This window comes from Streptomyces sp. UF-297, assembly GCF_058245575.1.
The window spans coordinates 82,286-95,428 of record NZ_JBSIBZ010000014.1 but is presented as its reverse complement, the minus strand read 5'-3'; the positions used below and the strand labels follow the sequence as shown (position 1 = coordinate 95,428).

General features: G+C 72.5%; 12 protein-coding genes. 6 read left to right on the top strand and 6 right to left on the bottom strand.

The window, feature by feature from the left end; genetic code table 11:
* The first annotated feature begins 356 nt into the window (after positions 1–356).
* Positions 357–2,528 carry a hypothetical protein gene (locus tag AC4IJH_RS11355; protein WP_490851478.1) on the top strand — a complete coding sequence of 724 codons (2,172 nt, stop codon included), beginning with the start codon at positions 357–359 and terminating at the stop codon, positions 2,526–2,528.
* A gap of 259 nt (positions 2,529–2,787) precedes the next feature.
* Here the strand turns inward: AC4IJH_RS11355 and AC4IJH_RS11350 are convergent, their stop codons facing one another.
* Positions 2,788–4,086 (bottom strand): exo-beta-N-acetylmuramidase NamZ family protein, encoded by a 1,299-nt coding sequence (locus tag AC4IJH_RS11350; protein WP_490851477.1) that lies wholly within the window; start codon positions 4,084–4,086, stop codon positions 2,788–2,790.
* A 239-nt stretch (positions 4,087–4,325) separates the two neighbouring features.
* Between AC4IJH_RS11350 and AC4IJH_RS11345 the strand changes: the two genes are divergently transcribed.
* The 3 genes from AC4IJH_RS11345 (at position 4,326) to AC4IJH_RS11335 (ending at position 7,541) form a co-directional block, all read left to right on the top strand.
* The gene (locus tag AC4IJH_RS11345; protein ID WP_490851505.1) at positions 4,326–5,093 is read left to right on the top strand and encodes an SDR family oxidoreductase; all 768 of its coding nucleotides are present in this window, start codon (positions 4,326–4,328) and stop codon (positions 5,091–5,093) included.
* Positions 5,094–5,226: 133 nt separating this feature from the next.
* A complete protein-coding gene (locus AC4IJH_RS11340; protein ID WP_490851476.1) occupies positions 5,227–6,942 on the top strand; it encodes a class I adenylate-forming enzyme family protein in 1,716 nt (571 codons plus the stop codon).
* A gap of 5 nt (positions 6,943–6,947) precedes the next feature.
* On the top strand, positions 6,948–7,541 hold the full coding sequence (locus AC4IJH_RS11335) for a TetR/AcrR family transcriptional regulator (RefSeq protein WP_490851475.1): 594 nt from the start codon (positions 6,948–6,950) through the stop codon (positions 7,539–7,541).
* Between the two features lie 63 nt (positions 7,542–7,604).
* Here AC4IJH_RS11335 and AC4IJH_RS11330 read toward each other — a convergent pair whose 3' ends face one another.
* The 3 genes from AC4IJH_RS11330 to AC4IJH_RS11320 form a co-directional block, all read right to left on the bottom strand.
* On the bottom strand, positions 7,605–8,828 hold the full coding sequence (locus AC4IJH_RS11330) for an acyl-CoA dehydrogenase family protein (RefSeq protein WP_490851474.1): 1,224 nt from the start codon (positions 8,826–8,828) through the stop codon (positions 7,605–7,607).
* Between the two features lie 9 nt (positions 8,829–8,837).
* Complete coding sequence (locus tag AC4IJH_RS11325) at positions 8,838–9,869, bottom strand: phosphotransferase family protein (RefSeq protein ID WP_490851473.1); 1,032 nt, start codon at positions 9,867–9,869, stop codon at positions 8,838–8,840.
* A 264-nt stretch (positions 9,870–10,133) separates the two neighbouring features.
* On the bottom strand, positions 10,134–10,535 hold the full coding sequence (locus AC4IJH_RS11320) for a winged helix-turn-helix transcriptional regulator (protein WP_490851472.1): 402 nt from the start codon (positions 10,533–10,535) through the stop codon (positions 10,134–10,136).
* A gap of 142 nt (positions 10,536–10,677) precedes the next feature.
* Between AC4IJH_RS11320 and AC4IJH_RS11315 the strand changes: the two genes are divergently transcribed.
* A complete protein-coding gene (locus AC4IJH_RS11315) occupies positions 10,678–11,343 on the top strand; it encodes an NADPH-dependent F420 reductase (protein WP_490851471.1) in 666 nt (221 codons plus the stop codon).
* 97 nt (positions 11,344–11,440) lie between these two features.
* Positions 11,441–12,349 carry a hypothetical protein gene (locus AC4IJH_RS11310; protein WP_490851470.1) on the top strand — a complete coding sequence of 303 codons (909 nt, stop codon included), beginning with the start codon at positions 11,441–11,443 and terminating at the stop codon, positions 12,347–12,349.
* Between the two features lie 21 nt (positions 12,350–12,370).
* Here the strand turns inward: AC4IJH_RS11310 and AC4IJH_RS11305 are convergent, their stop codons facing one another.
* Together AC4IJH_RS11305 and AC4IJH_RS11300 are read right to left on the bottom strand one after the other, a co-directional pair.
* Positions 12,371–12,718 carry a DUF202 domain-containing protein gene (locus tag AC4IJH_RS11305; protein WP_490851469.1) on the bottom strand — a complete coding sequence of 116 codons (348 nt, stop codon included), beginning with the start codon at positions 12,716–12,718 and terminating at the stop codon, positions 12,371–12,373.
* Positions 12,719–12,722: 4 nt separating this feature from the next.
* The gene (locus tag AC4IJH_RS11300) at positions 12,723–13,133 is read right to left on the bottom strand and encodes a YidH family protein (RefSeq protein ID WP_490851468.1); all 411 of its coding nucleotides are present in this window, start codon (positions 13,131–13,133) and stop codon (positions 12,723–12,725) included.
* Positions 13,134–13,143: the final 10 nt, after the last annotated feature.

Here is a 13,143-nt window from a genome sequence, read left to right as displayed (position 1 = left end):
GTGCGGGTGAGGTGGCCGGAATCGGTGGCGGGGGTGCGGCTCGCCGTATCGCTCCCCACTCGTCCCGATCGGGTGTGCACCGTCTGCGGACGGGGCATTCGCGCCGGTCCGGCCCGGTGTGCCGCCTGCAGGGCACCCGCGCGGGGGCGCTGTCCGGCGCCCGGCACGCTGCACACCGGCCGATCTTTTTCGTCATGTTTCACAGAAGGCACTCAAGAACCCCAGAAGAGTCTCACCATGTGTTCCGTCACAGAGGACGGCGCTGCGTCGGTCGCGGCGGCCGGGCTCTTGCGCTCGGAGCGGGCTCCTTTCGGGTTGGGGGCCGGCCGGGCCTCTCAGGGGAGGGACCTCACCACGTGAAGCGGAACAGACACCGCAGCCATCGCGCTGCCGCGCTGGCGACCGGCGCACTGCTGCTGGCGCTCGCGGCGCCGTCGGTGCCCGCGTCGGCTGCACCGGCGGCGCCGCGGATCGATCTGCGGGTGCTCGTCGTCACCGACGGCGGCCCCGCCACCGCCGCCATCACCGCCGAACTGGACGGCGAGGGAACGCCGTACACCCTGGTCGACCTCAGGAAGACCGGCCGTCCGGTCATCGACGCCGACTTCCTGGCCGACACGGTGGACGGCGGCCCGCGGGCCAAGTACCAGGCGGTCGTGCTGCCCAACGACAACCCGTTCCCGGTGGGGTCGGCGGAGATGGCCGCGATCACCGCGTACGAGAAGGCCTATGCGATTCCGCAGGTCGACGCCTACACCTATGCGCGCCCGCAGGTCGGGCTCCAGGTGCCGGGCAGCAACGGCTACAGCGGGCCGGTGGACGGGGTGCGCGCGCAGGTGACGCCGACGGGCCGCAGCGGGGCGTTCGGCTACCTCAAGGGCGGCGTGCCGTTCGAGGACAACTCGCCGATGGTCAATGAGAGTTATGCCTTCCTGTCCCAGCCGGCTCCGGGCGCGGACTTCACCAGCTACGTCGAGGCGCCGGTGCCAGGGCGCAGCGCCAAGGGCACCCTGGTCGGCGAATACCGCCACGACGGCCGCCGCCAGCTGGTGGTCACCTTCGCCTACAACCAGCACCAGCAGCAGTTCAAGCTGCTCGCCCGCGGCATCGTCGACTGGATGACCCAGAACGTACGGCTCGGCGCCTCGCGCAACTACTTCGCGGTCCACATCGACGACGTCTACGCCGCCGACGACCGCTGGGACTCGGATCTGAACTGCACCCCCGGCGATGTGGACTGCCAGCCCGGCGAGGGCACCGTCAGCTCCATCCGGATGACCCCGGAGGACGTACGCCACGCCGTCACCTGGCAGAAGAACCGCAACTTCAAGCTCGACATGGCCTACAACGGCGGCGGAAGCGAGGAGTGGCGCCGCGAGCACAACGGCATCGACCGGCTCGCGGACGAATTCATCGCCACCCGCAACGAGTTCCGCTGGATCAACCACACCTACGACCACCCCTACCTGGGCTGTGTGCAGAACACCACGGTCGTGCCGTGGAAGTGCGCCACCAACTCCGACGGCTCCACGCGCTACGTCAGCCAGACGGAGATCTCCCGGCAGATCTCCGAGAACCAGCAGTGGGCCGACCAGGGGCGACTGCCTACAGAGCCCGACGAGCTGGTCACCGGTGAGCACTCGGGGATGAAGCTGCTGCCGCAGCAGCCCGAGGACAACCCCAACCTCGCGCCCGCGCTCGGCGAGAACCGCATCGCCTGGCTGGGCGCCGATATGTCCCGCGACCCCGACCAGCGCAAGATCGGCCCCGCGCTGACCGTCGCCCGCTACCCGGTGAACATCTTCTACAACGCGGGCCGGGTGGCCGACCAGGTGGACGAGTACAACTGGCTCTACACCAGCCGCGCCCAGGGCGGCAGCGGCCTGTGCGAGGACCAGCCCAACAGCACCTGCATGCCGGCCCCGCTGGACAAGAGCACCGGCTTCGCCGACTACATCGTGCCGCTGGAGACACAGACCGCGCTCGGCCACGCCCTGGGCAACGACCCGCGCCCGCACTTCATCCACCAGTCCAACCTCGCCGAGGACCGGATCGGCTACCCGGTGATGGACGGCGTGCTGGACCAGTACACGGCGCTGTACGCGGACAGCGCGCCGCTGGTGAACCTGCGGATGAAGGAGATCGGCGCCGAACTGCGCGACCGGTCCGCCTGGCGCAGCGCCGTCAAGGCCAATGAGGTCACCGCATACCGGATCGGCGACAGTGTGACCGTCAAGGCCCCGCGGGGCGTCGCGGCCACCGCCACCATGCCCAACGGCACCCAGCAGGTCCTGCCCGGCACCACCACCGCCTTCGGCAAGGTCTACGCCGGCAGCGTCTCCGGCTGGGTCTCGCCGGGCACCGGGCAGAGCGACATCACCCTGACGCTCGCGGCACCCACGCAGCCGTCCGTCGCGCCCCGGCACGGCACGGCGGCGCCCGCCGACCGCGCTCCGGCCGCGACCTCGCCCCGTACGCCGGTCCCCGCAGGGGTGGCCGAGCAGGTGCCGTACGGCGCCGGACGCTGACGCCGTGACGGCCAGCAGCGGCAGCCGCCGCCGCGCGGTTCTCACCATGCCGGATCCTCCTCAACTCTCCGCAGGAGCTTGGAAAATGATGATCCGGCAGTGAGCGTGGGCCGTGCCATGGTGCCTGCACCCCGATGCCGGTGCGGTCTTCCGCACCACCGGTGGGTGGGGGTTACCGCCCCCACCGCGCCCCCCCCACCCCCCCCCCCCCCCCCCCCCCCCGCGACGCCCCCTCGCGACGCACTCCTCGCGTCCGGCGCTATGCGTACCGCAGGTACCGCCGCCGCAGCGTCCGGAAGCGCGCCAGCCCGTCCTGCCAGGCCGCCACCACCTCATCGGCGCCGGCGCCCGCGTCGATCATGGTCCGTACGGACGTCGTGCCCGTCAGCTTGTCGATCCAGTGGTCGGGGCGCCAGGCGAAGCCGCCCCACACCTTCTTGGCGGTCACCAGCAGCGCGATGCCGGTACGGACCGGATCGAAGGCGTCCCGGTCGTGCACATGCAGCTGGACCCCGCCGATCGTCTTGCCCTGGAACTTGGAGAAGGTCGGCGCGAAGTACGCCTCCCTGAAGTGCACTCCGGGCAGGCCCTGCGCGTTCGCCGCCGCCGCCCACTTGCGGTCGATGCCGTCGGCGCCCAGCAGCTCGAAGGGCCTGGTCGTGCCCCGTCCCTCCGAGAGGTTGGTGCCCTCGAACAGACAGGTGCCGGAGTAGACCAGGGCGGTGTCGGGGGTGGGCATGTTGGGGCTCGGCGGCACCCACGGCAGCCCCGTGGTGTCGAAGAAGTCGCCGCGCCGCCACCCCTTCATGCCCACCGTCGCCAGGTCGGTGGCCCGCCCCGCCGCGCGGGGCACGAACGCGTCGTTGAAGAGCATCGCCAGCTCCGCCACCGTCATGCCGTGCGCCAGCGCGATCGGCTCCCGCCCCACTCCGGAGGCCAGCGCGGGCTGGAGCAGCGGCCCGTACGCGCCGCGCCCGGTGACGGGGTTGGGCCGGTCCAGCACGACCAGGCGCCGCTCGGCGAGGGCGGCCGCGACCATGCAGTCGTACAGCGTCCAGATGTAGGTGTAGAAGCGGGCGCCGACGTCCTGGATGTCGAAGACGACGGTGTCCACGCCGGACTTGGTGAAGATTCCGGCCAGTTCCCGGGCGCTCTTGCCGTAGGTGTCGTGCACGGGAAGCCCGGTGGCGGGGTCGGTGTAACTGCCCTCGGAGCCGCCCGCCTGGGCCGTTCCCCTGAAGCCGTGCTCGGGGCCGAATACGGCCGTCAGATCCACCCGTTCGTCGGCGTGCATCACATCCACGATGTGCCGCGCCTGGGGGGTGATGCCGGTCGGGTTGGTGACGACGCCGACCTTGCGGCCCGCCAGCTGCTGGTAGCCGCCCTCGGCCAGCCGGTCGAATCCGGTACGCACCCGGGGCCGGCCGCCGCCGTGCGCGGCGCCCCCTTCGGGCCGGGATCCGGCGGCCTCGGCGGCCGCGCAGGGGCCCGCCGCCGCGGTGACCACCGCGCCCGCCGCACCCGCTGACGCCAGGAGATTCCGTCTCGACAGGGCCATGCGCACACCTCCGTGGTCGGGGTCCGTGTCGTGCGCACGCTAACGCGCCACAGGCCCCCGGGGAACGCAGGCGGCGGCCGCGCGCGGCGGAATCCCGCAGAGGAGGCGGCGGACGGCTGCCCGGATCACGCCCCCCGGTTCTCCGGATCGCGTCGGCGGTCTTCCGCCGCGACATACCGACTGGTTAGTCTGCCCGGCAGTCCAGTCGATGGAGACCGAAGGGGGCAGGCGTGCGAGCCGTGCCGGAAGCCGTACGGGACAAGGCAGTTGTCGTGACCGGGGCGGGCGGCGGCATCGGAGCCGCGCTCGCCCGCGCGTTCGCGGACCAGGGCGCCCGCGTCGTGGTCAACGACCTGGACAAGGCCAAGGCGGAACGTATCGCCACCGAGATCGGCGGGACGGCCGTCCCCGGCGACGCCTCCGCCGTCGTTCCCGCGGCCCGCGAAGCGCTCGGCGGCACGGTCGACATCTTCTGCGCCAACGCGGGCGTGCCGACCGGCGGCGGCCCCGAAGCGCCCGACGAGGACTGGGCGCTGGCCTGGGACGTCAACGTCATGGCGCACGTACGGGCCGCCCGGGAACTGCTGCCGCACTGGCTGGAGCGCGGCTCGGGCCGCTTCGTCTCCACCGTCTCCGCCGCCGGGCTGCTCACCATGGTCGGCGCGGCGCCGTACAGCGTCACCAAGCACGGCGCGCTGGCCTTCGCCGAGTGGCTGTCGCTGACCTACCGTCACCGCGGCGTGGCGGTGCACGCCATCTGCCCCCAGGGCGTACGGACCGACATGCTCGCCGGCACCGGCAGCGCGGGGGACCTCGTGCTCGCCCCCACCGCCATCGAGCCCGAAGCCGTCGCCGAGGCCCTCTTCGAGGCCATGGCGCAGAGCCGCTTCCTGGTCCTGCCGCACCCGGAGGTCGCCGGGTACGCCACCGCGCGGGCCGCCGATCCCGAGCGCTGGCTCGGCGGGATGAACCGCCTCCAGCGCCGGCTGGAGGGGGTCGACGACTGACCGCGGCGGGCCGTGGCGAGCGAGAAAGCGGAATCGGGGGAAACACGCATCCGGCCGTAGGTTTGGGCACCAGCGGAATCCGAGGGCCGGGTGCCGGACCACAGGACGCACAGGAAGGAAGGGCCACACCTCGATGACCTCCTACCAGGACAAGCCGTGGCTGGCGCTGTTCACCGACGCCCAGCGCGCTCCCGTCGACCCGAGCCCCTCGACACTGCACGCCTTCCGGGACGCGGTACGCCGCGTCCCCGGCCGCACCGCGCTCGCCTACTTCGACGGGCGGCTGTCCTACGCACAGGCCGACGCGCTCTCCGACGGCGTGGCCCGCCACCTCGCCGCGCACGGCTTCCGGCCCGGCGACCGGGCCACCGTGATGCTCCAGAACACCCCGCACTTCGTGCTCGCGCTGCTGGGCATCTGGAAGGCGGGCGGCGTGGCCGTACCCGTCAACCCCATGTACAAATCGGGTGAGATGCGGCACATCCTGACCGACGCCGAGGTCACCGCCGTCATCTGCGCCGACGGCACCTGGGCGGACTTCCTGCGCGAGACCGCGGCCGCGGTGCCGTCCGTACGGATCGCGCTGACCGCCTGTGAGAGCGACCTGCAGACCCGCAATGACGCGCGGGTACTGCGTAACGGGCGGCCGGGCGGGGCCGCGGAGCAAGCCGCGGGCCAAGGGGCGCAGGACCTGTTGACGGCGGCCCGCAGCGCGCCGGGGGCCGGCTCGGCGCCGCGCGTACGGGAGCCCGCCCCCGAGGACATCGCGCTCATCAGCTACACCTCCGGCACCAGCGGCCTCCCCAAGGGCGCCACCAACACCTTCGGCAACATCGCCCACAACGCCGAGCGGCAGCGCGTCGGCCTCGCGCTGCCCGACGGCGCCACCTACTTCGCGATGGCCCCGCTGTTCCACATCACCGGCATGGTCAGCGAACTGGCCTCCTGTATCGCCAACGCGGGCACCCTCGCCCTGGCCCACCGCTTCGAGGCGGGCGTCGTCCTGGACGCCTTCGTGGAACACCGCCCCGCCTATACGGTCGGCCCCTCCACCGCCTATATGGCGCTGATGGCCCACCCCCGCGCCGGCCGCGACCACTTCACCTCCTTCCAGGCGATGTACTGCGGAGGGGCGCCGCTGCCGCCCGCGCTGGTGGAGAGGTTCCGCACCGACTTCGGTCCGTACCTGCACAACGGCTACGGGCTGACCGAGTGCACCGCGCCCTGCGCCAGCGTCCCGCTCGGCACCGTGGCGCCGGTGGACCCCCACTCCGGCACGCTCGCGGTCGGCGCCCCCGGACCCGACACGGTGATACGGATCATCGACGGCCACGGCCGGGACGTGCCCTTCGGCGAACAGGGCGAGATCGCGGTGCGCGGTCCGCAGGTCGTGCCCGGCTACTGGCGGCGGCCCGACGCCACCGCGGCGGCGCTGCCCGACGGTGAACTGCGCACCGGCGACATCGGGTTCATGGACAGCGACGGCTGGCTCTATGTCGTCGACCGCAAGAAGGACATGATCAACGCCTCGGGCTTCAAGGTATGGCCCAGAGAGGTCGAGGACGTCCTGTACACGCACCCCGCGGTGCGCGAAGCGGCGGTGGTCGGTGTGCCCGACGCCTATCGGGGGGAGTCGGTCAAGGCGTACGTCAGTCTGCGCCCGGGGCACGAGCCGGACCCGGTCGGACTGGCGGCCTACTGCAAAGAGCGGCTGGCGGCGTACAAGTATCCGCGGGAGGTGGAGGTCCTGCCCGATCTGCCGAAGACGACCAGTGGGAAGATCCTCCGCAGGGAACTGCGCGACCAGGCGCGGCTCGCACTACCGCAGGCACGGACGAAGGACAGGTGACGGGGATGGCCGGCAGGACGGAAGGTGGCACCAAGCCCGTGGCCCAGCGGCTGCTGGCCACCGCCACCCGCCTCTTCGCGGAGCGCGGCTACGACCGTACCTCCGTACAGGAGATCGTCGAGGCGGCGGGCGTCACCAAGGGGGCCCTGTACCACTACTTCGGCTCCAAGGACGATCTGCTGCACGAGGTCTACGGGCGGGTGCTGCGCCTCCAGCAGGAGCGCCTGGACCACTTCGCGAACGCGGACGCGCCGGTGGAGAAGCGCCTGCGGGACGCCGCCGCCGACGTCGTGGTCACCACCATCGAGAACCTCGACGACACCAAGATCTTCTTCCGCTCCATGCACCACCTGGGCCCGGAGAAGGACAAGCAGGTACGCGCCGAACGCCGCCGCTACCACGAGCGCTTCCGCGCCCTGGTGGAAGAGGGCCAGCGCAGCGGCGTCTTCAGCGACGCCACCCCCGCCGACCTCGTCGTCGACTACCACTTCGGCTCGGTCCACCACCTGGGCACCTGGTACCGCGAAGACGGCCCCCTCACCCCCCAGCAGGTCGCCGACCACCTGGCCGACCTCCTCTTGCGGGCCCTGCGACCGTAAGCAGCCGCCGGGGCGGCGCCGCGCACGGCCGCCGCCCCACGGGCTCCCGCTGCGCCTGCCGCGTCAGTCGGATGTCTGATGACGCCTCAGTTCGCGGCGGGCCAGGGAGCGTTGGTGGACCTCGTCGGGGCCGTCGGCGAGTTGGAGGGTGCGGGCGCCGGCCCAGAGTTCGGCGAGGGGGAAGTCCTGGCTGACGCCGCCGGCGCCGTGGAGCTGGACGGCGCGGTCGAGGATGTCCACGACGGTGCGAGGGGTGGCGATCTTGATGGCCTGGATCTCGGTGTGTGCGCCGCGGTTGCCGACGGTGTCCATGAGCCAGGCCGTCTTCAGGACCAGCAGGCGCAGTTGCTCGACGGCGACGCGGGCGTCGGCGATCCACTCCTGGACGACGCCCTGGTGGGCCAGCGGCTTGCCGAAGGCGGTACGGGTCACCGCGCGGCGGCACATCAGGTCGATGGCGCGCTCGGCCATGCCGATCAGCCGCATGCAGTGGTGGATGCGGCCGGGGCCCAGGCGGGCCTGGGCGATGGCGAAGCCGCCGCCCTCCTCGCCGATCAGCGCTCCCACCGGGACGCGGACGTTGTCGAAGGTCACCTCGGCGTGCCCGCCGTGGTAGTGGTCCTCGTAGCCGTACACCCGCATGGCGCGCCGGACTTCGAGCCCCGGGGTGTCGCGCGGCACCAGCACCATCGACTGCTGGCGCCGGATGTCCGCGCCGTCCGGGTCGGTCTTGCCCATCACGATGAAGATCTCGCACTGCGGGTTCATCGCGCCTGAAATGAACCACTTGCGGCCGTTGATGACGTACTCGTCGCCGTCCCGGTCGATACGGGTCTCGATGTTCGTCGCGTCGGAGGAGGCCACCTCGGGCTCGGTCATCGCGAACGCCGAGCGGATCTCGCCGGCCAGCAGCGGCTCCAGCCACTGCTTCTTCTGCCGGTCGGTGCCGAACTGTGCGAGGACTTCCATGTTGCCGGTGTCCGGCGCCCCGCAGTTCAGGGCGACGGGCGCCAACTGCGGGCTTCTTCCGGTGATTTCGGCCAGCGGGGCGTACTGGAGGTTGGTCAGCCCGGCGCCGTACTCGTGGTCGGGGAGGAAGAGATTCCACAGCCCCTGCTCGCGCGCCCTGGCCTTGAGCTCCTCGACGACCGGCGGGGTGTCCCAGGGCGAGTCCAGGGCCGCGCGCTGCTCGTCGGCGACCTTCTCCGCGGGGTAGACCTGCTCGTCCATGAAGGTCAGCAGCCTGTCGCGCAGCTCTTCGGTGCGCGCGTCGTATGCGAAGTCCATGGCGGTGCCTCAGCCTTCCTTCAGGGCGGTGAGCTTGGAGAGCCCGTGGTCGATGAACACCGGGACGAGTTCGCCGATCCGGTCGAAGCCCGCGCCGAGCGTCTGGCCGAGCGTGAAACGGTAGTGAATGCCTTCGAGGATGACCGCGAGTTTGAAATAGGCGAACGCGGTATACCAGGCGATGTGGGAGACATCCCGGCCGGAGCGGGCCGCGTACCGCTCGATCAGCTCCGCGGGCTCGGGGTGCCCCGGCGCGCTGCGGGTCGTGGTGACCGGGGAGCCGGGGGTGTCCTCCTGCTCGCTGTACATCACCAGCAGGCCCAGGTCGGTGAGCGGATCGCCGAGCGTGGACATCTCCCAGTCCAGCACCGCCGTGATCCGGTCGTCCGCGCCGACCAGGACGTTGTCCAGGCGGTAGTCGCCGTGGACCACGGCAGGGGAGGGGGACGGCGGCAGCGCCCGCGCCAGGGACTCCTGGAGCGCGTCGATGCCGGGCAGATCGCGGCTGCGCGAGGCCGCCAACTGCTTGCTCCAGCGCCGTAGTTGCCGCTCAAGGAAGCCGTCGGGGCGGCCGAAGTCGCCCAGCCCCACCGTCTGCGGGTCCACGGCGTGCAGTTCGACGAGCGTGTCCACAAGCGAGAGCAGCACGCCGCGGGTGCGCTCGGGGCCGAGCGCGGTCAGCTGGGCGGCGGTGCGGTACGGCGTGCCGGCCACCAGCTCCATGACGTAGAACGGCGCCCCGATGACCGACTCGTCCTCGCACAACAGCAGCGCGCGGGGCACCGGCACCGGGGTGGGGTGCAGCGCGCCGATGACGCGGTGCTCGCGCCGCATGTCGTGCGCGGTGGCCAGGACGTGGCCCAGCGGCGGGCGGCGCACCACCCACTGGCCGGTGCCGTCGGTGATCCGGTAGGTGAGGTTGGACCGCCCGCCCTCGATCAGCTCCGCGCCCAGCGGGCCGTGGACCAGCCCCGGCCGCTCGCGCTCCAGGTGGTCCCGCAGCCGCTCCAGGTCCAGGCCCGGGGGGTTGCCCTTGGTCATCGTGCGCCTCCATGCGGAGTGAACGGTCGGATCGGGTCTCCGTACGGGGCGGTGCCGGTGCCGGACCGCCCCCGCACGATCATGCCGACTAGTCGGTATGGAGTCCAGAGGCCGTACATGGGGCGTCCGTCACGCACCACCGCCCGCGCGCTTCAGCCGGTGACGCTCGGGGTGTCGCGGGTCACGGAAACCGTGCGGGCGCGGGCCCGGCCACCCGCCGCGGCCCGCGGGAGTCCCCGGCGGAGAGGCCCGTATGACACGGTGTCATTCATTGGCCCCAGCATGGCACTCGGAGCGCTCCTGCGCCGCCACGATCGCGTCACCGTGCTCCCACGACCACCGCGCCAGAGCCCCCAGCGGGCCGATCAAGGTCCGGCCGAGCGCGGTCAGTTCGTACTCCACGCGCGGCGGCGCCTCCGCGTAGCGCCGGTGCTGCACCAGCCCGTACCCCTCCAGCCTGCGCAGCGTCTGTGTCAGCACCTTCGCGCTGATGCCGCCGATCGCCGTGCGCAGCTCACCGGGCCGCCGCGGGCCCGCGTCCAGCGCGTAGATCACCACGCCGTTCCAGGAGTGCGACAGCAGGTCCATGCCGATGCGCGCACGGCAGTCGGCGAGGAACTCGTAGTGTGGCCTGGCGTCCGCCCCGTCCGAGAAATCGCTGCTCATCCCGCCCCTTCTAGCCGATCCGTTACGCACCGAATGGTGTCCGACGACCTGCCTAGTGTCCATGGACGTAACCCATGGAGAGCGCCGCGGCAGACAGCCGCGGCACAGAGCTGCCGTGGTGGGCTGAAGGGGAGGACCGCTGATGCGGATCGGAATTCTGGGCACGGGGAACATGGCCGAGGCGCTGGCCACTCGGTGGACCGAGAGCGGCCACGAGGTGCTGGTCGCCGGGCGTGACGGGAAGAAGGCGGCCGCGCTGGCCGAGCGGATCGGCGGCACGGCGCGCCACGGCAGCCTGCGCGAGGCGGCCGGATTCGGTACGGCGGCGCTGCTGGCGGTGCCGTACGCGGCGGTGGAGGACGCCCTGCGCCAGGCGGGCGCCGCGCAGGGAACGCTCAGGGGGCGCACCCTCATCGACTGCGTCAACCCCATGAGCACCGACCCGGCCGAGAAGGGCACCCCGCTGCCCGTCGCGGGCGGCCGGCCGAGCGCCGCCGCGCACATCGCCGCGGTCGCCCAAGGCGCCCATGTCGTCAAGGCCTTCAACCTCTGCACACCCGCGGTATGGCGCACGGCCCCGCCGCTCTTCGACGGCGAGCCGCTCGCCGTCCCCCTGTGCGGCGACGACCCCATGGCCCTGGAGACCGTACGGACCCTCATCCGCGACATGGGCTGCGTCCCGCTGCCCGCCGGCGGCCTCGACCGGGCCGGCCTCCAGGAGTCGGCCCTGGCCTTCCTGGCCGGCTTCTGGTTCCAGGGCCTGGAGCCCAGGGCCGCCCTGCCGCCGATCGGCGCGCACGGGCAGTGAGTCACGGGGCGGGCGGCGGCGGGGCGTGAACGGGCCTTGCGGCACGGGAGGGGAATGCGAGTGCCCGTTGTCAGTGGCGGATGGTCCACTGGTGACCATGAGCACGAGCCCGCCCGACGCACCCCGCCCGCCCCGGCCCTTCCGCTGGTCGCCGGCGGCCTCGCCCGACCGCGGCGCGGATCGGCTCGGCGTGCTCACGGACGGCGCCGAGCCCGCCGACCTGTGGTATCTGAACGAGCTCGTCGCGTGCACGGCCGAGGTCCTGGCCCGTACCGCCGCGGCCGATCTGTGCTTCGTCGGCCGCTCGCTGGACAGCATGCACGACCTGCTGACCGGGGTGTACGAGGGCACCTCGCGCCAGACGGGCGGGCTGCTGCGGCTGCCGCTCTCCACGTCCGGGCTGTGGGGAGGCCATATGCCGGGCCGCTCGCGCCAGCGGCTGCGTGAGCACCTGGCCTCCGTCGGGCTCGCCCCCTGTGCCCTGGCCCGTCGCAAACGCCCCGTCGCGCTAATCGATGTCGTCCACCGGGGCGGCACCTTCGACACCCTGCACAAGGAACTGGCCGCCTGGATCGCACAGAGCCGGGAGCCCTGGCAGGTGATCCGCCGCAAGCTGCGCTACGCGGGAGTGACGATCCGGGGGAGGACCAGCCCGAACCACTGGCGCTGGCAGCAGTCCGAGAGCAGCTCGTGGGTGCGCACGCTCCCGGCCGGGCATGTCGTCAACGTGTCGCTGGACTTCCCGGTCTGGGGCTGGCTGGGAAACCATCAGCCCAAGGTCAACCCCTCCTTCCCGTACGGCAGTTGGTTCGACGAGCAGGCCGCGCGGGTGCCCCGGCACGAGCGGCTGCCGCAGGCGCTCGCCGAGTCCCTGGCGCTGGTGGCGGCCGGCCGCGAGCGCGCGGTGCGCGACCGGATCGTCAAGGGCATGTCCGCCGAGCCGGGCTTCGCCGACCGCCGGATACGCGCGCTGGCACGGGAGATACGCGCGGGCCGGGCGGCGTAGCCCCGGCGGCCCGGCCCGTTCTCAGAGGATGATCGCCGCGCCGCCCACGGCCAGTGCGATGGTGCAGGCCACCGCGAAGGCGGCGGTGCGGGGCGAGAGGGTCGCGGGGCGCCGGGAGGCGGTCAGGGAGCGCAGCCGGCGGTGGGCGGTGGCCAGGAAAGCGAGCCAGGTGAGGGCCAGGAGGGCCGCGGTGAGGACCGCCGCGGGGGAGCCGGTGCGGCCGTTGAGGACGGCGCGGATGGCGAGGAGGGTGACTGCCGCGTAGGCGAGGGTGATGCGCCGCCAGGACAGCCGGGTGCGCTCCGGCTGCAGGCCGGGGTCGCGAGGCGGGGCGGGGGAGCCTGCCGTGTCATGCGCGGTGTCCGGCATGGGGTCATCGCGTCCAGCCGAGGAGGACCAGGACGACCATGGCCACCGCGAGCAGGGCGACGGCCACGGCCAGGGCGGTCGGGAAGCGGGAGGCGGGCAGGTCCTCGCCGCGGCGCATGGCGCGTTCGCAGCGTACCCAGTGGTTGACCGCGCGGATCGCGCACAGGACGCCGGCGGCCAGGAGGGCCACCGTGCACACCAGCCGCACCACAGGGTGCAGCGAGGGCAGGAACTGATCCACCGCGAAACCGCCGGCGACCAGGGCGAGGGCGGCCCGCAGCCAGGCCAGGAACGTCCGTTCGTTGGCCAGCGAGAAGCGGTAGTCGGGCGTATCGCCCTCCTCGCGGATCCGCTCGGGCGCGAACCACAGCCGCACCCCCGCGCCGATCGACCGCAGTCTGTCGGTGAGGATCATGGCCAGAACA

What these genes read in the sequence shown, in the direction of transcription:
- AC4IJH_RS11350 (WP_490851477.1), bottom strand. Translation starts at nt 4,086, where the DNA reads ATGGCCCTGTCGAGACGGAATCTCCTGGCGTCAGCGGGTGCGGCGGGC.
- AC4IJH_RS11340 (WP_490851476.1), top strand. Translation starts at nt 5,227, where the DNA reads ATGACCTCCTACCAGGACAAGCCGTGGCTGGCGCTGTTCACCGACGCC.
- AC4IJH_RS11335 (WP_490851475.1), top strand. Translation starts at nt 6,948, where the DNA reads ATGGCCGGCAGGACGGAAGGTGGCACCAAGCCCGTGGCCCAGCGGCTG.
- AC4IJH_RS11330 (WP_490851474.1), bottom strand. Translation starts at nt 8,828, where the DNA reads ATGGACTTCGCATACGACGCGCGCACCGAAGAGCTGCGCGACAGGCTG.
- AC4IJH_RS11325 (WP_490851473.1), bottom strand. Translation starts at nt 9,869, where the DNA reads ATGACCAAGGGCAACCCCCCGGGCCTGGACCTGGAGCGGCTGCGGGAC.
- AC4IJH_RS11320 (WP_490851472.1), bottom strand. Translation starts at nt 10,535, where the DNA reads ATGAGCAGCGATTTCTCGGACGGGGCGGACGCCAGGCCACACTACGAG.
- AC4IJH_RS11315 (WP_490851471.1), top strand. Translation starts at nt 10,678, where the DNA reads ATGCGGATCGGAATTCTGGGCACGGGGAACATGGCCGAGGCGCTGGCC.
- AC4IJH_RS11310 (WP_490851470.1), top strand. Translation starts at nt 11,441, where the DNA reads ATGAGCACGAGCCCGCCCGACGCACCCCGCCCGCCCCGGCCCTTCCGC.
- AC4IJH_RS11305 (WP_490851469.1), bottom strand. Translation starts at nt 12,718, where the DNA reads ATGCCGGACACCGCGCATGACACGGCAGGCTCCCCCGCCCCGCCTCGC.
- AC4IJH_RS11300 (WP_490851468.1), bottom strand. Translation starts at nt 13,133, where the DNA reads ATGATCCTCACCGACAGACTGCGGTCGATCGGCGCGGGGGTGCGGCTG.